The organism is Gardnerella sp. DNF00257, assembly GCF_049262745.1.
GTDB lineage: Bacteria > Actinomycetota > Actinomycetes > Actinomycetales > Bifidobacteriaceae > Bifidobacterium > Bifidobacterium piotii.
The window spans coordinates 1,137,545-1,158,617 of record NZ_CP058403.1 but is presented as its reverse complement, the minus strand read 5'-3'; the positions used below and the strand labels follow the sequence as shown (position 1 = coordinate 1,158,617).

Below are 21,073 nucleotides of genomic sequence, written 5' to 3'. Positions count from 1 at the left end.
TACAGTGCTTGGTAACGCGCACTTTTTACAAGCATTTGTTCGTTTTGCCAGATTTTATGTGATTTTTGTTAAATACATAACGTTTTGAGCCTAGAAACGCTCATCTGCGTTTGTTTTTTGCGTTTACTTGTGCGATAATGTTCACATGATTTCTTCACAGCGTCAACAATTGATTTTGAGCCGCCTTCGCACCAGGGGAGCCGTGCGTATTACCGCTCTTTCTAAGGAACTCGCCGTTTCTGCAATGACAATTCGCAGGGATATTGCGGAGCTTTCGGATCGCGGTCTTCTAAAACGCGTGCACGGTGGTGCTGTTACAACTAACACACTTCTTTCGGAGCCGCTGTTTTCCGTAAAATCGCAGATGGATATGGGTCTTAAGGATGCAATCGCCACTAAGGCGGTGGATTATGTTCAGCCAGGGGATGTGATTGCAATAGGTGGCGGCACAACCGCATACGTGTTTGCTCAGCATCTTCTTGAGTCGCGCAGGGCGTCTGGAATCACGATTCTAACAAATTCGATTCCAGTTGCGGAGCTTGTTCAAGCGCTTGAATCTAAAGATATTGAGGTTATTGTTACGGGCGGTGTGATTACGCGTTCCAACTCGTTGGTTGGGCCTATTGCCGATAAAGTTGTTTCGTCTTTGCGCGTAAACACAGTATTTTTGGGCACGCATTCCGTTAGTTTGCCTCGCGGGTTCCTTATGCCAAATTCGCTGGAAGCCGCTACGGATATGGCTTTGATGGATATTGCGGATCGCACGATTATATTAACGGATCATACTAAGTGGACTTGCACGTCGCTTTCGCTTTTTGCGCGATTTGACCAGGTTGACACTGTTATTACAGACGATTGCTTAGACGCTGATTCGCAGCTTCGCACTCGCGAGTTGGTTAAGAATCTAGTTCTTGCGCCAACAGTTACTGGTGAATAGCTTACGCGACGACCTGCCTTTGCGCTTAGGCCTCGCAAGCTATTTTCCTACTTAGCGTTGTGGGAGGTCTGGGTGTTTCTACGTTAGCGTGCTTAGACCGCGCTAACGATTTTCCAATTCGGAGCGCTGAGCTTGCTCAGGTTGAAAGCACGGTGTGCTTTCAACGCAAGCGAAGACGTTCGCACGGCTAATCCGTGCGAACGACACGACCTGCCATGTAGTGCGTTTGTACCGAATTTCGGTGTTTTTTGGTACAAACGCACTACATAAACACGCAAAACTGTAGTGTGTTTGTATTTGATTTACGACATGACGTGCATTCGCGTTTAGGTTGCGCTAACGTTTTCCGTGTTTTGTTGTTGATTTTGACGTTTTGAGCGACATTTTCGGGAAATATCGTTCGCGCGTTACAGCGCGCGAACGTCTTCGCCACGCAGAAGCAGTGCTTCTGCCTTAAGTGGCTCAGCGCTCCGAATTGCCTTTTCGCGCTACTCTTTAAGCGAAAAGGCAGGTCGTCGCGTGCGACACACCCGAAAAGTATTTCCTTAAAAAAACCTGGGAAAATTCTTCAAAAACCTTGAAATGCGTATTTTTACGGTTTAAGCGTTGTTTATCCACAAATTTTACGGCAATGTGGCCTTAATTGTGGATTAGTTTGTGTATAACATCATTTTTTTCGGTTTAGCATGTGTGGCTGGGGCTTGACTTTTTCAAACGGGGGGGGGGTATGTTAATAGCAAACATGGCCGCACCTAGTTTGGCCGTGTGCCACGATCCGTTTTGGATTGTGGAGCAAATTTTTCTATGCGCCCCTAACGCATAGGAGAAGAAGAAAGGAAATAAAATGATGAATAAGAAGGCTATCGCCGCTTTCGCTGCTGGCGCAACTTTGCTTGCCGGCTTCGCAATGGCAACCCCAGCATTCGCTGCTGATGGTAAGGGTTCTGCTACTACTGAGGTTAAGAAGCCAACGTCTTATAAGGAAGCTCAGGATGCTGCCAACACTGCTGCTGCTAACCTTGAGTCTGCTAAGAATACTGCTAAGGAAAAGGAAACCGCTGCTGAAACCAAAAAGGCTGCTGTTCCAGCTCAAAAGCCAAATGATGCGGATGGTGTAAAGCTCGTGCTTGATCAGAAGACTGGTAAGTATGAGGTGAAAGAGGAAGGCGATACTATTAAGCCTGCAACTAAGACGAAATTGCAGGAATATGCAGACAAATACAATGCAAATGTTGATGCTCAGGCTGCTGCCGAAGCCGCTAAGAAGGATGTAGCGACTGCTCAGGCTGCTTATGATGCTGCTGTCTTGGCTATGCGCAAGTTTGCTCCAGTTGCTGATAAGGAAGATGACGATTACGCTGTACAGTTGTCTGCTTCTGCTACAAGGCTTAAGACTGCTACTAAGAAGCTTAAGGATGCTTTTGCTAAGGCTGACAAGCTTTATCGTGAGCAGAAGGTTGCTCAGGCTAAGGCTAATAATGCTGCTAAGACTGTTGCTGATTTCGAGAATAACCATGATATGACTGGATTGAGCAAGAGTGAAAAGGCTGAGTATGGTCGCTTGGTGAAGGCTTCTACTGATGCTAAGGATAAGGCTGACAATCTTAGCACCAAGTATACTGAGGCATCTACCAAGTTTGGTGAGGCTTTAACTGCTTATCGTGAGGCTTTTGCTGCCTACAAGACCAATTTCTATGCTGCTAAGGATCATAAGGAGGCTTTGGTTCTTGGTTATAGCACTCCAGAAGATATTGAGTTGCTTGATAGCGACTTCCAGCCTGGTCGCGGTTTTGTAGGCTCTTCTAATGAGGTCTCCACTCCTGGTGCTCCAGCTGGCCAGGCAGGCGCTGCCGCTCAGCCAGGTGCTGCTGCTGGTAAGGCTGGCGCTGCTAATGGCGCCGCTGCTGGTGCTAAGACTGAGGTTGAGAACAAGAACGGCAAGGACAAGCGCGGTAACACCCACACTGGTACTGGTGTTGGCGTAACTTTGACCGCTTTGGCTGCCACCATGCTTGCTGGCATGGGTGCTGCTGTTCGCAAGGCTCGTCACTAAGCATTGCGCGCGCACTTATGCTAAGTGTGTGAGTGCGCGCTTGAAATAGGCTTGCGTTAGGCGGCGGCGCGTGTTTTGTGCTGCAGCTTGCATGCGGGGTTTAGAGTTTGCTCGGTTTGCCGAAATTTCCTTTTCTTACCGTGTAGGTTCTTTATTCTGCTTGCAGGTGCTTAATGCTTGTTGCTAGAGATGGTTTTCCGCTAGGGACGGGATTCTGTTCTTTAGTTTTAAAGGCTTGTTAGGTTTCTAACAAGCCTTTTTCTTTTACGTGTTTTGTTGTCGAACACGCTGATTATAGCTACAAAAAGCGTCTACTGGTTTATCAAACTGCTTTTAGGCATAGTTATACTTGTTTCTAAAGTATATTTGTCTATAAAAGATGGTGTTATCTCTTCTCTGGAATTCGAATAATTTGCAGCGTAGGCCGCAATTTCTGCTGCTTGGTTTGTGGTGTAACCATATAGCATATATGCTGCTAGTGCTGATACAAAAGCATCACTGCAGTTGCTATACTTCTCGATGTTGGGTTCGTTGCTATTTACTATTTTTTCTTCTTTGTAATCAGATAGTAAGTATCCTTTATGCAGCATATTTATAATTACTGTTTTTACGCCTTTATTTATAAAAGATGAGGATTTTTCTTTTGCTATTTCCTCAATTCGATCAGTGTTTTTACTATCTATATTCGTAAATAAAATATCTATTTTATCTATTATTTCTTTCGGTATGTTTTCGGATGAAACATGATTGAATATGATTTTTGCACCAGCTTTTTTAGCGATTTTGCACGCAGATATTATTGCATCGACAGGTATATCTGATTGAATTATGCAATATGCTGTGTTTTCAAACAAATTAGCTCTATCTTGTATGTTTGATTGATTTAATGTGCTATTTGCGCCAGATATTACAGATGTTATTGAATCTCCGCAAGCGTCTACTAATGTGTACGCTTTTCCAGTGTGAGATTCATGTTTGCGTATTACGCCAGATGAATCTATTGCCCATTGTGAAAGTGTTTTATATATTTTGTCTGCATCCAAGTCGTATCCAACATTTCCTATTAGGGTTACACGTTGGCCAAGGTTAGATACTGCTATAGCTTGGTTTATTGCGCTACCGTTTGGATAAGTTTTAGAAGTTTGAACATTAATGCTTTCATTTTTACTTGGCAAATTTTGCACAGATAGGAATGTGTCTAGGTTAATAGATCCTATAATTGTTATCTTTTGTTTTCTTAGCTGAGACGGTGATCCTATAGTTCTTGTATTGTCCAGATGGAATTCTTGAACGAAAGAAGTCTTTGATTCATGTCTTTTTTCTATTTCGTTTATAAGCTTGCTGCACAAGTATGACCCAAAATCAGCGTTGCGGATTGTATATGTAGATATTTCAGAGTTTTTTGCCAGTATAGGCTGTTCGTTTGTGTCGTTTTTTATGGATACGAGTGAAACGTCCTCGGGAATGCTTCTATTTAGAGAAGTCATTAACTGTTGAAATTCTAAAGCTTTTCTATAATGAGAAGACACGAGCGCAGTAATAGAGTGATCGCTTATTTTTTCTACTAATTTGTCGTTGAGGTCAAAAAATATTCTGCTTTCGTCAAAATCGAGGTGATGGTCAAATAAGCATGATTTGAATCCGTTAAGAAAATCTTTTGTTCTTCTTCCATCTGTCATTAAGCATCCTATTGATGTGTGGCCATGCGATATTAGTTGTTCCGTCAGTTTATATGCCGCATCTGAATAGGGCAATAATAGTGATTCGTCGCCTCCTATTGATCCAATAGTTAGCCATGGTATCTCGTGTTCAATTCCTTTTAATTTATTAAAGCTTTCTTTGCTTACTGGCTCCCATATAACGCCGTCGATTTTGTGCTTGCTAAGTGCGCTTATATTTTTACTTTCTTGTTCTATGTTTGAATAGCTATTGAAAACTACTGTTCCATAGCCTGATTGTTGTGCTGTTTGTATTATTCCGTCTAAAGTTGTGTCAAAAGATATTGAAGATCTAAGAATTACTGCAATATGCCAAGTTTTTGATTGCGACGATATTTTTGCATATGGAGTGTAGTGATATTGTCGTATTACAGATAAGACGCGCTCGCGAGTTTCAGAACTGATTGAATCATCTTTACTGTTAACAATTTTTGACACAGTTGATGCTGAAACTTTGGATAATCGAGCTATGTCTTTAATGTTCATTTGATTCCTTCTTTTTTGTCTTCAAAGATATAGTTTATTCATAACTGTGCATTATTGACAATAAGTATTTATTATTCTAAGATGAATTATGAAAACTGTTTAGGAAACAATTTTCATACAGTGTTGTTTTGTTGAAATTTTGAAAGAATTAACAACTTTGCAAGACTTATCAACATTTTGTTGAAGGGTGGTGCATGATGGCAAAGAAGCTATTATTTATTGAGAATATTAAGAATCAATTCTCAACTAAATCGTTAGTTTTGATTCCTATTGCAGTAGGTATAAATCTTATTGGCGGTACTCTATGCTCAACGCTAAAGCTCCCTCTGTTTCTAGATATGATTGGAACTATGGTAGTTGCCTGCTTATCGGGACCGTGGGTTGCTGCCTTAACTGGGTTCTTAACAAATGTATTTTTAGCATTGGTGGCAAATCCAGTTAATTTACCTTATGCGGTAGTTAGCGTTTTATGTGGTCTTGTTGTTGGTTATATGGTTAAGGCAGGTTTATTCAAAAAGTGGTGGGGTGTTCTAATTGTTTGGGTTGTTGTAACCTTAGTAAACGCCGTTTCTGCATCACTTATAACAGTATTTGTTTTTAGTGGAGCAACTGGCATTAATGGAACCTCGGTGCTTACTGCAACGCTTGTTGTAGCAATGAAAAATATTTTTGCTTCTGTATTTTCATCATCAATTATTGAGAATCTATTAGATAAGGGAATTGCTGTTGCTGTTGCCTACTTTATTGTTAAAAAGGTGCCTAAGAGGTTCTTAAGTCAATATGCTGCAGGCAATTCAGATGATTCGGATAATTCTGATGAATCAGATGAATATGATGAAGATTCTGTTGATTAATTAGTTTTTTGTCGAAGAAGCTGATTTAACAATCTTGAATCAGCTTCATGGTTTTATGGTTTCATAAGTTTAACGAGGGAGTTATGTTGCAATGAGTGATAATAAAAGTTGTTTAACATGGCAGCGTTGCGATAATAATCCTGTTTCTATGCTGAATCCTATAACAAAAATAATTGCTATTTTTACTTTAGGAATCTCATCTATGGCATGGCCAGATCCTTGTCTAGGAATTGCATTTATTGTAGTTCTTTTTGTTGTAGCAATTATTGCAAGGATTGTTGTTCCATATGTAAAACTTATGTTTGGCTTTGGAATACCAATGACATTAATGCTTATGTTTATACAAGGGCTATATAGTCCCAGTAATAAAACCTTTATAGCGGATTTTGGATTTGCAAAACTTGGTCTCGAAGGAATGATTTATGCGGGAAGAGTAGTAGTTACTGTTCTAGTATTTTTGGGCAGTTTTTACATTATGAATAAAACTACTTATATAGGCAGTATGGTCGCTGCTTTAACTGGCATAGGTCTTCCTGCAAAAATAGGTTACTTAGTTTTAGCAAGCTTAAATGTTGTTCCGCAAATGCAAAGACGAATGTCTGTTATTAGCCAGGCTCAAAGCGCTAGAGGGTTAAAAATGTCTGGAAGTGCGATTGGCAGATTGCGTGCGCTAATACCTTTACTTGGGCCTGTTGTTTTAAGCTCTTTGACTGATGCTCAAGAGCGAGGAATGACATTAGAAACGCGTGGCTTTGGTGTAAGTGGAGTAAAAAGAACAAGCATAGTAGAAGTCCAATGGAGAGTTTATGACTCAGTTTTGACTTACATGTTATTACTAATTCTTGCTATCTCTTTAGTCTTGTCTACCTGTTTCTATGTTGGAATTATTCCTTATTATGGGGGTCTAAAATGAATAATATTCTCTCCGTAAAAGATTTTTCATATAGATACAGCGGTAGTAAGAAAAGTGCATTAAAACATATAAGCTTTGATGTTAAAGAGGGAAGCTTTTTATGTATCATAGGCGCTAACGGATCTGGTAAATCAACATTATGTAATGCATTAGTTGGTTTAATACCGCATTATTTTGTTGGCAAATCGCGTGGAAAAGTGTTTGTTGACGGCAATGATGTTTCTTCTTCTAGTGTAGCTAAACTTTCTAAAACAATCGGTCTAGTATTTCAAAATCCGTTTAATCAACTTAGCTACACTTCGGGCACTGTTGCAGAAGAGCTTGCATATGGATTATGTAATCAAGGTGTTGCTCGTAAGGAGATGACTGAAAAAGTTATTCAAGTTGCAGAATTAATGCGTATAAGTGATATTTTAGACCGAAATCCTCTTGAGCTTTCGGGTGGACAGATTCAAAGAGTTGCATTTGGGTCAACTTTTATTATGGAACCTAAGATTTTGGTTTTAGATGAGTGTACAACACAACTTGATCCACTTGGCAGCGAGGAGATTTTTGACATTGTAAAACGTCTCAATAATAGTGGCGTAACTGTGATTATGGTTGATCACGATATGGAGCGCGTTGCAAGGTGCGCTGATACTGTTATGGTGCTGGATAATGGCGAAGTTTTTACAAGTGGATCGCCTTATGAAGTATTTACAAATCCAGATATTACTAATCACGGAATTGAACCTCCAGACTACGTAAAACTCGGTTTTGCTATTGCCGATTGCGGAGTAAATGTGACTAAAATTCCTATCACCGAGAATCAGGCAGTTGATCTTGTTAAAAGTAGCATACGTTCTAATAAAAGTGAGGTTAACTCATGAAGTTAGATGTTATCAATCTTGTGCACGAATATAAATCGGGGCACAAAGCGCTTGATGGTGTTTCTTTTAGTATTAGCGGCAATGAGCCTGTTGCAATAATTGGTCAAAATGGCGCTGGTAAAACAACGCTTGTTAAGCATTTTAACGGTATTCTTAAAGCAACTTCGGGCAAAGTCTTAATTGATGGTATAAATGTTGATACTAAAGATACCTCTGAATGGGCTTGCGAAGTTGGGTATGTATTCCAAAATCCAGATGACCAGCTGTTTTTAGAGAGCGTTCGTAAAGAATTTTCGTTTGGTCCAGAACAAATAAAAATGGATTCAAAATTAATCGAAGAACGCATGGAATTAGTGTCAAATCTTGTTGGTCTTAACAATAAGTTAGATATCCATCCTTTTGACCTATCTTTAACAGAGAAAAAATTCTGCACTATTGGCGCAATACTTATGATGGATCCAAAAGTCATTATTTTTGATGAGCCTACATGTGGTCAAGATGTTTTAGGGAATCTACGTCTTAAGAAGATTATAAAGACGCTGCAATCTCAAGGAAAATTGTGCATAACAATATCGCATGACATGAAGTTTGTTACGGAGAATTTTAGTCGAATAATTGTTATGCAGTCTGGAAGAGTTTTGTTAGATGGGCCAGCAGAGAAGGTGTTTTCTCAAACGGATATCTTGCGATTATCTTTTGTAACTCCTCCACCGATTACAAGAGTTGCGCAAAAAGTTGGTATGAATGGCACTCCATTTACTGTGCCAGCGTTTGTTGAATTGTTTAACAGTGAAAGGTGAATAATATGGCTGACGTTATTGTACAAATTTATGGAATTAGGACTGTGGAAGATGCGCGTATGGTTGTAAGTCTTGGCGCTAAGCATATTGGCGTAAGCTATGGGCATATTCAACATACTCCAGGTCAGTTGTCTTGCTCGCAAGCAAAAGAGATTTTTAATGGTGTACAACCAGGTGCCGTAAGAATTGGCTTAACGTGTTCGGAGAATATAGACGAAATTAGTGAAGACTTAAATTTAGCAATGCCAGATGTTTTGCATTTATCTGGAGACATAGAAGGTATAACTCCTGAACAAGTTGGTGAGTTAAAAAGTAGGTTTCCTGAGCTTCTTATTATGCAAGCTATACCTGTTCTTAAAGGCGTTCCTTTAGAAGAGCAAAAAGTTCTCCAATATGTTAAAGATTATGAAAAAGTTTCCGACTTCTTTTTAATAGACACAAAATCGCCAGATGCTAACGACATAGGCGCAACTGGAATTGAGCACGATAGGTCTATCGATAAGGAGATTATTGACTCTACATCTGTTAAATGCATTATTGCTGGAGGCCTTGATGCTTCTAATGTTGCTGATGCGATTCATGATACTAACCCGTATGGTGTTGACTCATTTAGTCTTACAAATTACAAAGACGAGCGTGCAAATACGTTGAGATGTAAGGATCCTGTAAAAGTGGAAGCTTTTATTAAGGCGGCGTTAAATGCATAATGTTATTGTTGTTGGCGATGCAAATGTAGATATTATAGTTCCTTATCCGCGATTTTTGAATAAGCAAAGAACTATTGTTAAGTATCCTGATGTATCTATTCAAGGTGGAGGTACTTCTGCCAATACTGCTGTTGCGCTTTCTAGATTAGCAGTTAATACATATTTTGTTGGTTCTATAGGGAATGACCAATATGGTCGTTTTGTTTTAGATGATTTTGCTAAGGAAGGCGTTGACACAACCTATTTGCGCACGCATGCTGAGTTAAATACCGTTGGAGTGTTTGCGTTTGTAGATGAGTTTGGTGAAAGGTATTTGTGGGGTTGGCCAAGAGAGAGCCAATCCTTTAAGGTGCTAGATCTTGATGATCGCATTATGAATGCTGTTAGAAACTCTGATTGGATTCATTCTTCTGGTATGTGCCTTGTGTATAACACTTCTGCAAGAGATTCTATTACGCGCATATTTAGAGAGGCTTATAATTTCGGAATTCCCACTTCATTCGATCTGAATTTACGAGTTGATAATGGCGTATTAAATCCTGATTTTTATGATGCTTTGATGGGAATAATGCCATATGTAACTCATTTATTGGGTTCTGGTCCAGACGAGTTTTCTTATTTAGGAGATGATACATGGGAAAATAATGCAAAAGATTTATCTGTTAACGGACGTACAGTTGTTGCAAGAGATGGTGCAAACGGCTCTATAGGATTTAAGAATAGTAGCGTTATATCTGCTCCGCCGTTCAATGTTGATGTTGTAGATACTATAGGTGCTGGCGATATTTATAACGCTGGTTACATAAAATCTATGTTGGATTGTTCTAATATTGAACGATCCTTACTGTATGGGAATGCTGTTGCTGCGTATTCAGTAGCGCATAAAGGTGCTAGGAATTCTCCTAATATCAATCAAATTAATGAATTTTTGTTGCATTATGATGTAAAAACTTTCAAATAACAATTGAGGTTATTGATTAATAAATAATGCAATAAATAATAAGTTACCAAACAATATGATAAGGAAGTCATTAATAATGAGTAATAAAAAGAAAGTAATTTTGGATTGTGATCCAGGTCATGATGATGCATTTGGAATAATGATTGCTGTTAAGCATCTTAATGTTCTAGGAATTACAACAATTGGCGGCAATAGCCCATTAGAAAATGTGACGACTAATGCAATTAAAATTCTTGAAGTTTTAGGCGAGGCAGATAATATTGGTGTTTACCCTGGGCATAGCTGTCCTATGGTTGCGCCTCTTGTTACTGCGCCTCAATTCCATGGTGTTACTGGTTTAGATGGTCCAGTTCTTCCAGATCCTGTTCATAAGCCACAGAATAAGCATGCTGTAGATTTTATTGTTGACACAGTTATGAGCACAGATGATGTAACTCTTATAGCTACAGGTCCGCTAACAAACATAGCATCTGCAATAAATAGAGAACCTAGAATTGTTGATAGAGTCAAAGAAATATGCATCATGGGTGGGTCTGTTACTTTTGGAAATTGGACTCCATCGGCAGAATTCAATATTTTTGTTGATCCAGAAGCAGCATCTAGAGTGTTTAATTCTGGAATTCATGTAAAAATGACTGGAATTAATTTAACTCGTCAATGCGATCTTAAAGCAGAGCATGTTGCTAAATTTAGGCAAATTGGAACAAAAGCAGCAATGTTAGCTGCTGATTTAACTGAATTCTTTATAGGAACATGTGCTGAAGAAACAAATCTAACAGGCGCAACAATGCATGATGCTTGTGCTGTAACATGGGTTGCTTTCCCCGAACTTATTAAGGCTGTTCCAATGCATATTGACGTTGAGCTTGATGGAAAGCTAACAAGAGGAATGACTGTATGTGATTACAGACATCTACGTGGCGAAAATCCAGCTGTTGATTTAGAGCGTACTCCAACTATGGAGCCAAGAGGTAAGGAACCCAACGCAGAAGCAGCTCTTGAGCTAGATTTCCCTGGATTTGTAGATATGCTTTACAAGACTCTTGAAAGTTATAACTAATTTAGTTTTAGAAACAGTATTAAGAAACGCTATTTAGAAACATTGTTCATTATTAACAATCTATAAAGAAAGGGCTTGGGATGAGGTATAAATTAATCCTTTGGGATTTTGATGGAACCATAGCCAGTACAAGCGAAGACGTGTGGCGTTCCATAAACTATGCCGCATGTGCTTGTGGGTCTAAGCTTCCTGAAGGATTTATATCTAATAGTTCTAATTTGAGTAAGTCAACATTAGAAATATTTAAGTACCTCATCCCATATCCTGGATTTGAATTTTATAAAAAATTCGATTCAGATATTAGTAATCATTATAGGAATTTAAATAATTTTCATAGTACGCACATGTATGCGGGTATTGCTCGGCTTATTTTGAAACTTAAAAAATGCGGAGTAATAAATGCAATAGTTACGAATAAGCCATTGGATGCATTGGAAAAGATTTTGAATATAAAAAAATGGATTGAGCTATTCGACAGTTGGATTTCTCCAGATTCTTTGTATTCTGAATCGAAAGTTTATATGAGCAAGAAAGAAATGATTTCTTTAATGATTAGTAAATATAATATTAGCCCTTTTGATTGTGTATATATTGGAGATTCCTATAGCGACGTTGAGTCTTCTAGAGAAAATTGTGTTGATTGTATTGCTGTATCTTATGGAGACGGTGAAATCTCTGCATTGAAGTTGGCCAGGCCAAAGTATTTAGCTAATTGCGTAAATGACATTTCTTCAGTTCTATTTTCTTCTGATATTGCAAATGAAGAAAGAAACTCTTTGCTGGAGGTTCGGTAATCATGATTAATAATTTTGATCTTTGCATTGGAACTAAGTTTGTGTTTGGCAGGAATGCTCAATGTAAAGTTGGAAAAGAATTAAAAGATAGAGGTATATCTAAGGTTCTTCTTCATTATGATGGTGGAGAATACCTTTCACATATTCTTTTTGATATTAAAAATAGTTTGCATAAATACAATATTGATTTTGTTGATCTTGGTGGAGTTGAGCCAAATCCTAAGCTATCGCTAGTTAGAAAAGGTATTGAAGTTGTAAAAAATAATTGCATTGATGGCATCGTTGCAATTGGAGGTGGTTCGGTAATTGATTCTTCTAAAGCTATAGGTATTGGAGCTGCTGGTAATTGTGATGTATGGGATTATTTTACTGGGTTTGCGAAAGTAAAGTCTAGTTTGCCAGTGTTTTCTGTGCTTACTTTGCCTGCGTCTGGTAGCGAATCAAGCAAAGTAGTGGTTATAAATAATGACTCTGAGCATCTTAAGCTGCTTATATCTAATACAATAGTCAGACCTGTTGTCGCTTTTATGAATCCAGAGCTAACTCTTAGCGTTCCAGCATATCCAACAGCATGCGGAATAGTAGACATGTTTAGTCATATTTGCGAAAGATATTTTAGCGATGATAACGATTTCGGGGTAGTGGATTCAATGTGCGAGGGAGTTCTGCGCACTCTAATTTCCATAGGTCCGCGCTGTTTGGAAAATCTGGAAAACTATGATTTGCGTGCGCAGATTATGTGGATTTCAACAATTGCTCAGAATAATACTTTTAGTATTGGTCGCAATGAAGATTGGTCTACGCATACGTTAGCGAATGAGATTAGTGCTTTATATAACACTCCTCATGGTGCAACATTATCTATAATCATGTGTTCATGGATGAAGGTTGCTTCTAGCAAGAATGCTAAGAGATTTGCTAGATACGCAAAAGAAGTGTTTGGCATTTCTACTGAGGCAAATGTTAGCACTGTAGATAGTGAATCTTATTTAGCAAATAAGGGAATTTTGGAAACTGAAAAGTTTTTCAAATCCTTAGGTATGCCTACGAGTTTTGAAGATGCGGGTTTGCCTAAAGATGGAATCGATAAGATGTTGAGTCAAATTGAGTTCTTTGGTGAAGATAATTCTATAGGTTCCGTTGCAAGGCTAAATCCAGATGATTGTAAAAAAATATATCAGCTTTCTATGCATAGGGAAATCTGTTAGAAAATTCGTTTTTTTAGTGGGTTATTGCTGATTTAGCTGATTTATAAGTAAATGTTGTTGACATAAGTCAAATGAAGATTTGTGCCAGCGATGCTGCGTCAAAAATATAGGCGTGGCAAAAATATTCCATTTAATTGGAAGAATAGAAGAAAGGAATAGCCATGACTAAAGTTGAAGTCAGTGAGCGAACTAATGGCATTCCAGTTCCTGAAGAGGGAACTGAAGAGTTCGCAAAAATGAATAAAATGGCAAAAGTTGCAATTCCTGTTGTGCTCGCTATTTTTACTCTTGGCGTATTGCAGCAGCAGGCTTTTGGAATGATTTACGTAAATATTGGAGACCAGCTAAAACAAGCAAACCTTGCTCCATTAATCACGTCTTTGCCAGGAATTGTCTTGGGTATTGTGTGCGTTATTTATGGTTCGCTTGGTGATTTTGTGTCACTAAAGAAAATGATGACATTAGGAACTGTTGTGTTTGTTGCTGCATCGGTTCTTGGATGCTTTGGTCATCTTAATATTTGGATTGTAATTATTGCTAGGATTTTACAATCTGCTGGATGGCAAGTTTCTGGCTCTATATTCTTGGTGCTGGTTTCTAAGTATGTAGAAAAGAAGAAGCGAGTTATTTGGTACGGAATATTTGTTGCAGTATTCCGTGCTGCTGCCGCTTTGGGTGTATTCCTTGCGGGATATATGACCTTAGTTGATTGGAGAATTCTGTTTGGCATTGGCGTGTTGGCAGTGTTCTTGCTGCCAGTATTGCGTAAGAATTTGCCAGATGAACATTGCAAGGGCGCAAGGATTGATGTTATTGGCTTTGCGCTTATAGGTCTATTTGCAGCATCTGTAACTATGTTCTTTACAGATATGAATTATTTCTGGCTTGCTGCTTGCGTGGTGACGTTAATCGCATTTGTTGTTTATATAAATAAGGCTAAGAACCCATTCATTACACCTAAGATGCTTACAAATCCAGCATTTGCAATGACTATGGTTGTAATCTTTGTTGGATACTTCTTTAGCTACACTTTGAATGCAGGATGCAATGCTATTGGATTAAATGTTTATAAGATTGATTCTTCCCAAGTGTCTAATTGGCTTGTTTGGTCAATCATCTTAGCTGCGATTATGGGATTTGTTGCTGGTCCTATTATTCAAAAGATTGGACGCAAAGCTTCGGTAATTCTCGCTCTTGCGTGCATGGGATGCGGCTTGATTGCAATAGCTATTTTGATTCCTGCAGGTCAGATTTGGGCGCTTGCTGTTGCTCCGTGCATCTACTACTTTGGCACTTCATTCTTCTACCAGCCAATTGTTGATACTGCAACTTTGACAGTAGAACCTGAAGAATCTGGTAGAGCTTTAGGATTTAATGATTTGCTTCAAGCTATTACTGGTTCGATTGGTGTATCGTTATTCGGACAGCTTATGGCCAATGGCTCGATGAGCGGAGGATCTATGTTTGGAACAGCAAGCGGACTTGCTTCCACATATGCAAACGTGTTTATGATAGGCGGAATTATCGTTCTTGCAGCTATGGTTATTTTCATCTTCTCTATGAAGATGATTTATAGCCATTCGCACGTTGAGAAAGATGAGGCGTAGTAGAGTCAGGTATTGTAGTCAGGTATTTTAGTAAATAAATTATTTATTGCCGTATTTAACTGTAATTGTTAAATTGCAGAGTATTAGGCATTGTTGAAAATTTTAGAAAGGTTTATAAGCAATAAAAGCCGCAGTGGATTTTTCGTTGCGGCTTTTATTTTGTTGTTGAACGCGCTGATTATAACTACAAAATGCGGAAGATTTGCGGTTTCATGTAGTGCGTTTGCGAAGGCAGGTCGGAGCGACTACATAAATCTGTAATGCATACTTTCTTCTTTGATTGTCATCCTTTACATCAACTGTTTTATTTTATTGATTAAGATTTGCGCAGCATTTTTATGTGCTATTTTTCCAGGGTGACTGCATGCGCCAAGATTATTATCGCTAGTATTTTGTAATTCAATATAAAATATTTTCTTGTCGCTCGTTTTATTGCAGAAATCATTAATGGATTGTTCAATAAGATTCTCCAGCCTATTTCCAAGCATCCCATAGCACCAAATTATGGTTGAGTCTGGGTTAATCTTTCTAACTGTTTCTAATAGGTTATTTACGCCGTTTTTAACTATCTTTGCAGACTCATTATCTAAGAAGTCATTTTCACTTGAGTTTAGAGCATTTTTATCTAAACTTAACTTGAATTTTTTATGCGTTTTCGGGTCTTCCCACTCGTTTGCAAGGCAAGCTGTGGCGTCGTTTGTTCCAAGATTTATAACAATAAAATCAGTGTTGATTACTGGTTTATAGCTATCGTTGCAACCAAATTCAATGTTTCTCCCTTGAGCAGGTTTACAAATTTTTGAGTATATATTTGTTAATGTGCAATTAGGATTATTTTCGCAGTTGCAAACTATTCCCCAGCCTGCTTGAGATATTACGCTAAAATCTGCATTTAAGGCGTCTGACACTATTCTAGGGTATCCATTCCAAGCGCTAAAAATGGCAGAGCAATATTTCTGTATACTCGCATTCGCGCATGCTCCTTCTGCGCTTGTTATACTGTCTCCTATAAATTCAAGAGTTAAAGATGGTTTTTCTGGATTCCTAAAAGTTCCATCATATATGACTTTTTCTATAACAAAAGTTTGGGTTGGGTCTTCGTGCATAAACTGTGTTTCTTTTAGCAAGCGTATTTTATGATATTTGTTATCATCTAAATCATTAGACAATTGGATTAAGTTAATGCCATTGTTAAGTGTTTGTTTGCTTATTTGGCATCCATCTATGTCTACGCTTACCCAAGGTTCATATTGTGTGTAAGATGACTCAATTACAAGTTTTAGTGAGTTTCCTGAATACAAAAATTCAACGCCGCTTCCAGTCCAATAAGTTGAATAGTATTTTTTGTTTCCACAAGGATTTTTTACATTATTATATCTTCCTAAAACTCTATGTTTTACATCGAATATGTTAGATATTTTTAATCCAGAGTCTAGAATTGCTTGTTCGTTGATTGAGCAGTTTGTGTTATTCATAAAAGCCTTCATCTTGTATTTATAATTTTCGTAAAATAGTCATCGGATAATAAACAGTAATAAAAAGTAATATATTTAATTGGAATTTTTTAACAGCCAATCTATGTGCCAATCAAAAACTTGTCGAATCCTGTACAAGTCTGCAGATTTTCCTATAGAATTCCACCTATTTGCATATTGAACAAACCAATTGTTTATAGTCTGTACAAAGTAAGCTACTTGGTCTTTGCTTATTTTATTGCTGCTATTTGAATATTCTGCGCTTGCGTTAAGAATATACAATCCAAGGCTATTAAGTATTTGCTGGCCTTGAATACTTAAAATTGTTGTGTTTATAAAGTCTTTATTTATTCTTTCTTTGAGTGTGTAGCATTTGTAGCAAGAGTACGTTTTATAAAGATCATTTATGCATTTGTACAATGTGTTGTTGTATTTTTCTGCATTTAATATTTGTTGATTTCTATCAGTCAAAAACTGTTTTCTTGCTTCTTTTAGAGATATGTCTTTTTTGAATCCTAATAAGAATAAAACATCTTTGTTTGAATCGCCATTATCATCAAGCTCTTTAAATTGCACCGCGTCTGACCAGCTAAATGCTTGTGAGTGTGATGCTTCTTGAAGAATATTGCATAATTGAGGGCAAACATTATCGGTAAGAATATTGCTTATATCTTTTAATAAGGTATTTAGCGAATTGATATCTGTAAAATCGTGTTCTACATTGTTTTTACTTATCTTGCTAGATCCCCATGAGTATTGAGCAGTCATAATCAAATAAGGCAAAGAGAGAATTGGGTCATTTATATGACCATAATCTCCCCAGTCTGTGAGTAATAATCCATAAGCGTTATTTTTGTGAGCATATTTACACATTTTAGATATGTTGCTAATTGCACAATCAAAATCTGGTATTAGCCTATTCCATGTTTGTGTTCCAGGGCATACGTATTGCTGTGCGTTTTGATTATGTATTAATTTAACACTATCTTCTGTAACGTTTGCTGCATAATTCCAGTTTGCAAAAATAACATTTTTTGGAATGGCGCATAACATATTTGGATGTTTTAATGCAATATCTGCATACATTATTGGCTGTGATCCTATTTCTTGTAACGTATTGCATAATTTTTGAACGTAAGATGAATATAGGTTTGCTACGCCATCTTTTTGCGCAATTTCTTTGCTTTCTCCGCAGCCAAGATCAAAGGTTTCATCTGCACCAATGTTGAATTTATTTGATCTAAATAATGCTGCATAATCTTTAATTCTTTTACTTATGAATGGTATTGTTTGTGGGTTTGCAGGATTAAATGTGTGATGCAGCATTCTTTCTACAAAGCTAAACGGCCTTTGTGATTGGCTAGGGAATTCGCCAAGATTTTTATAAGACGGACTTCTTAAAACTTCGTACATATGACCAAAAGTTGCCATAGTAGGAACAAGCTCAATTCCTCGGTTGTAGCAATATTCATCTAGTTCAATAATTTCACTGCATGTAAGTGGAGTATGTTTAATCCACGATTCAATAGTATTTTCTAAATCAATAGTATGCTCAACATAAAGCTGTAGTTGGTTATATTTGTATAAGCACAATTGATCTACCAAAATCTTTAGCCAAGAAAGCTTAGGTATTCTACCTCTTGAAACGTCGTAAGAGTATGCTCTGACTGGTATTTTTGGAAAGTCTTCAATTTCTATTAAAGGCATACTTGTTCCAAATTGTTTAATTAACTGTCTTATAGTTTGTATTGCAAAACAAATACTCTGAATGTCTTTAGCTTCTACAGTGATTATTGCACGATTTATTCTTGGTTTATTATTTGCTAATGACGTATAAATTTTATATTCTTGTGCGCAAAGATCCTTGTTTATTGATACATTTATGGCGCTTTTATAGCCATCCCCGTAGCTAACATTCCAATCAAAATTAAATTGATTTTTTAAGTCTACGCATAACTGTTTTCCAGCAGTAGTAATTCTTGTATCTGGTTTAATATTTTTGAAACTAATATAGCTTGACTCTGGAAGAGTTATGGAGTCATTTCCTGTAATTTTTAATTTTTGTGGATAAGGCACAAGTATGATTGTTGATTCTTTTATATCCATGATTAATGCTTCTTTGCTATTTTTGTTTAAGTTTTATCTTTTAATACATACAATATGATTAAAGATTTTTATTGGTGAATATTGGTATATTTTCGTATATTAAAGATGCATAATTCTGTTTTGAATAACAGAAATGCATTCTCCAATAAGAGTTATGTCGTTATTACACGTACAGCGTCTTACTGTGCACGAATGTTTTGGATTATAAGGGCCGTACTCTTGTATGGCTTCTTCCGTGGCGCTTATAAAGACTTTGTTTACAATGTCGGATGGTCCATAAATAACAACATCTGTTAAGTCTAAAAGATTAATAGTTGTTGTAAGAGCTTTTCCTAAATAATGTCCAGCTTCTGTTAGTATGTCTATTCTTGCTTGATTAGATGTGAACATTTTTTTATGCAATATTTCTGCAGATATATATGTTTCTAAACATCCCTTTTTTCCACATGTGCAAGTTGGACCATTAGGGTCAATGGTTATATGACCGATTTCTCCTGCGGAATTGTTTATGCCAGTAATTATTGCGTCATTTATTAATATAGATGCTCCAACGCCTAGTGATAATTGTATAAATATAGTGTTTGATACTCCGTTGCCGAAAAATCTTTCTGCTAGAAGTGCGCTATTTGTATCGTGGTCAATAATAATAGGGCAGTCAAAATATTTGTTTAATTCTTCTTTAAGATTTATATTTTCCCACTTAAGATTTAATGAACGTATAACTTTCCCGTTGTTGTCTACAATTCCAGGAACAGCAATGCCTATTCCCAATATATTATTGTTCGATTGCTTTATAAGAGTTTTGCATAATTCAACTATTTTGTCTGCGCTAACATCTGTGTTTTTGTATAGTGATATTTCTGATCGTTTTAATATATCTCCGCATAGGTTGAGGATTGCGCCTTGTATTAAGCATGGTTGAGAAATGTCAATAGCTATAATATTCCAATAAGTTGCATCAACTTCTAGTAATGTTCCTCTTTTACCACGTTCTATTTTTGATTCATGCCCACTTTCTATAAGCATGTGGTCATCTAGCATTTCAGATACAACGGTAGAGATTGATGCTTTTGAAAGTTCGGTCTTTCTTACAAGCATTGCTCTAGAGAGTATTTGCTTTGGGAATAAATAATTGAATACTAACATTCTATTATTTATTCTTGCGTCTGCGGGTATTGTTTTTTGAGAAACCGTCATCAGCTGATTTATCATCGACTGGGGTATTTGGGTATCTTCCATATTGCATCCCATCTTCAAGCCCTTTTATTTTTATATGTTACATATTATCAGATAAATATATAGTTTGGAACATATACTAAAAGATGTTTTTAGAAATTATTTTTTTGAATTTACGTTTTTTGTATTAATAAGTTATATTGCGAAACGCCTTTATTTTCAATGTTTTTTGATAAATATTATAAACGGTATTGCTTTTTTATTTTTTAGTGCAATAATTGTACTTAATCCAATAAATATGGACTTTACTTCAAGGTAGAGGTAATTGTAAGGAGTTTATTATGGCACTTGATTCGCCAATACGTATAGGTGTAGATGTTGGTGGCACAAAGGTGCTGTGTGCAGCTTTCGACACGCACAATAAGCCTATTGCGTATTCTCAAGTGTCTACTCATCAAGGAGAAAAAGAAATCGTTGATGAGGTGTGTAATCTCATATCAAAAGTGATTAAGCAAGTTAACAATATATATGGAAAGGAAGTTGATTTAAGTATCGGTATTGGAGTACCTGGATTAGTGAATCAAAACACTGGTTGCGTATGTGAATCGGTGAATTTGGGATCGCATAATCTAGATTTCAAATCTGAAATCTTAAATAGATTTGGAATAAATGCCTACATTGATAACGATGTTAATGCTGCAGCCTTTGGTGCATACCATTATTATGGAGCAAATTCAAGCAGCTTAGTGTTCTTGAATTTAGGCACTGGTGTTTCGGCAGGAGTAGTTATTAATGGGTTGCTTTTCCACGGTTCAACTGGGATTGCGGGAGAGATAGGACACATAGTTGCAGACAAAAATGGTGCAATGTGCCCATGCGGTCAGCGTGGGTGTGTAGAAACAATAATATCTGGAAGCGCTTTAGCGCAAATGTGGCCTACCAAAAATGGATATCCTATTGCATCGTTACTAAGAGAAGTCTCCAATAAAAATGAAAAGGCTGAAAAAGTCTGGCATAAATTCATATTCACGCTTGTAAGCACAATACAAATGCTCACAGTAACTTTTGACCCAAAAATTATTGTTATCGGCGGTGGCATAAGCAAGATAGGAACAATTTTATTAAAGGATATACAAAAAGTTATTGGTGGACTTGAGACAAAATCGCCATTTTTGTCCTCATTAAATATATCTAATCGTCTAGTGATTGCAGATCAAGAGGTGTTTTTTGGTGCGTTAGGAGCAGCTCTTATCGGCAATCACAATGACGATATAAAAAAGGAGGGAAATAATTAATTACATACATTTTCCAACTAGATATTGCTAATACGTAACTGTTAATACATAAAT

Annotated in this window: 17 protein-coding genes; 13 read left to right on the top strand and 4 right to left on the bottom strand. The window is 37.2% G+C overall.

Annotated elements, in window-relative coordinates; translation table 11 throughout:
• Window positions 1-145 precede the first annotated feature (145 nt).
• Together HXT23_RS04440 and HXT23_RS04435 are read left to right on the top strand one after the other, a co-directional pair.
• On the top strand, window positions 146-937 hold the full coding sequence (locus HXT23_RS04440; RefSeq protein ID WP_016636371.1) for a DeoR/GlpR family DNA-binding transcription regulator: 792 nt from the start codon (window positions 146-148) through the stop codon (window positions 935-937).
• Between the two features lie 844 nt (window positions 938-1,781).
• Window positions 1,782-2,990, top strand: a complete 1,209-nt coding sequence (locus tag HXT23_RS04435; RefSeq protein WP_422112756.1) for a hypothetical protein — start codon at window positions 1,782-1,784, stop codon at window positions 2,988-2,990.
• Window positions 2,991-3,301: 311 nt separating this feature from the next.
• Here the strand turns inward: HXT23_RS04435 and HXT23_RS04430 are convergent, their stop codons facing one another.
• A complete protein-coding gene (locus HXT23_RS04430; protein ID WP_016635350.1) occupies window positions 3,302-5,194 on the bottom strand; it encodes a PfkB family carbohydrate kinase in 1,893 nt (630 codons plus the stop codon).
• Window positions 5,195-5,391: 197 nt separating this feature from the next.
• Here HXT23_RS04430 and HXT23_RS04425 point away from each other — a divergent pair, with 197 nt between their 5' ends.
• The 10 genes from HXT23_RS04425 (at window position 5,392) to HXT23_RS04380 (ending at window position 14,967) form a co-directional block, all read left to right on the top strand.
• Window positions 5,392-6,048, top strand: a complete 657-nt coding sequence (locus tag HXT23_RS04425) for an ECF transporter S component (RefSeq protein WP_032813263.1) — start codon at window positions 5,392-5,394, stop codon at window positions 6,046-6,048.
• A 148-nt stretch (window positions 6,049-6,196) separates the two neighbouring features.
• Window positions 6,197-6,961 (top strand): energy-coupling factor transporter transmembrane component T, encoded by a 765-nt coding sequence (locus HXT23_RS04420; protein WP_016635352.1) that lies wholly within the window; start codon window positions 6,197-6,199, stop codon window positions 6,959-6,961.
• Complete coding sequence (locus HXT23_RS04415) at window positions 6,958-7,830, top strand: energy-coupling factor ABC transporter ATP-binding protein (protein WP_101889586.1); 873 nt, start codon at window positions 6,958-6,960, stop codon at window positions 7,828-7,830. The genes HXT23_RS04420 and HXT23_RS04415 overlap by 4 nt, the downstream gene beginning before the upstream one ends.
• The gene (locus tag HXT23_RS04410; RefSeq protein ID WP_004133370.1) at window positions 7,827-8,630 is read left to right on the top strand and encodes an energy-coupling factor ABC transporter ATP-binding protein; all 804 of its coding nucleotides are present in this window, start codon (window positions 7,827-7,829) and stop codon (window positions 8,628-8,630) included. The genes HXT23_RS04415 and HXT23_RS04410 overlap by 4 nt, the downstream gene beginning before the upstream one ends.
• A 5-nt stretch (window positions 8,631-8,635) precedes the next feature.
• Window positions 8,636-9,337 carry a phosphoribosylanthranilate isomerase gene (locus HXT23_RS04405; protein WP_422112755.1) on the top strand — a complete coding sequence of 234 codons (702 nt, stop codon included), beginning with the start codon at window positions 8,636-8,638 and terminating at the stop codon, window positions 9,335-9,337.
• Entirely contained in the window at window positions 9,330-10,298 is a 969-nt protein-coding gene (locus HXT23_RS04400; protein ID WP_422112754.1) for a carbohydrate kinase family protein, read from the top strand. The genes HXT23_RS04405 and HXT23_RS04400 overlap by 8 nt, the downstream gene beginning before the upstream one ends.
• A gap of 76 nt (window positions 10,299-10,374) precedes the next feature.
• Window positions 10,375-11,358, top strand: coding sequence for a nucleoside hydrolase (locus HXT23_RS04395; protein WP_032813262.1), 984 nt, complete (start codon window positions 10,375-10,377; stop codon window positions 11,356-11,358).
• Window positions 11,359-11,438: 80 nt separating this feature from the next.
• Window positions 11,439-12,152: an HAD family hydrolase gene (locus tag HXT23_RS04390; protein ID WP_016635356.1), complete on the top strand. Its 714-nt coding sequence runs from the start codon at window positions 11,439-11,441 to the stop codon at window positions 12,150-12,152.
• Between the two features lie 2 nt (window positions 12,153-12,154).
• Window positions 12,155-13,360, top strand: a complete 1,206-nt coding sequence (locus tag HXT23_RS04385; protein ID WP_016785560.1) for an iron-containing alcohol dehydrogenase — start codon at window positions 12,155-12,157, stop codon at window positions 13,358-13,360.
• A gap of 161 nt (window positions 13,361-13,521) precedes the next feature.
• A complete protein-coding gene (locus HXT23_RS04380) occupies window positions 13,522-14,967 on the top strand; it encodes an MFS transporter (RefSeq protein ID WP_016635358.1) in 1,446 nt (481 codons plus the stop codon).
• Between the two features lie 290 nt (window positions 14,968-15,257).
• On the opposite strand, the gene HXT23_RS04375 is transcribed toward HXT23_RS04380, so the two are convergent.
• The 3 genes from HXT23_RS04375 to HXT23_RS04365 form a co-directional block, all read right to left on the bottom strand.
• On the bottom strand, window positions 15,258-16,442 hold the full coding sequence (locus HXT23_RS04375; protein ID WP_422112753.1) for a GDSL family lipase: 1,185 nt from the start codon (window positions 16,440-16,442) through the stop codon (window positions 15,258-15,260).
• 75 nt (window positions 16,443-16,517) lie between these two features.
• Window positions 16,518-18,548, bottom strand: coding sequence for a family 20 glycosylhydrolase (locus HXT23_RS04370; protein ID WP_422111620.1), 2,031 nt, complete (start codon window positions 18,546-18,548; stop codon window positions 16,518-16,520).
• 99 nt (window positions 18,549-18,647) lie between these two features.
• Window positions 18,648-19,787 carry an ROK family protein gene (locus HXT23_RS04365; RefSeq protein WP_016635536.1) on the bottom strand — a complete coding sequence of 380 codons (1,140 nt, stop codon included), beginning with the start codon at window positions 19,785-19,787 and terminating at the stop codon, window positions 18,648-18,650.
• Between the two features lie 278 nt (window positions 19,788-20,065).
• Between HXT23_RS04365 and HXT23_RS04360 the strand changes: the two genes are divergently transcribed.
• Window positions 20,066-21,019: an ROK family protein gene (locus HXT23_RS04360; protein ID WP_116438239.1), complete on the top strand. Its 954-nt coding sequence runs from the start codon at window positions 20,066-20,068 to the stop codon at window positions 21,017-21,019.
• The last annotated feature ends 54 nt before the right edge of the window (window positions 21,020-21,073 follow it).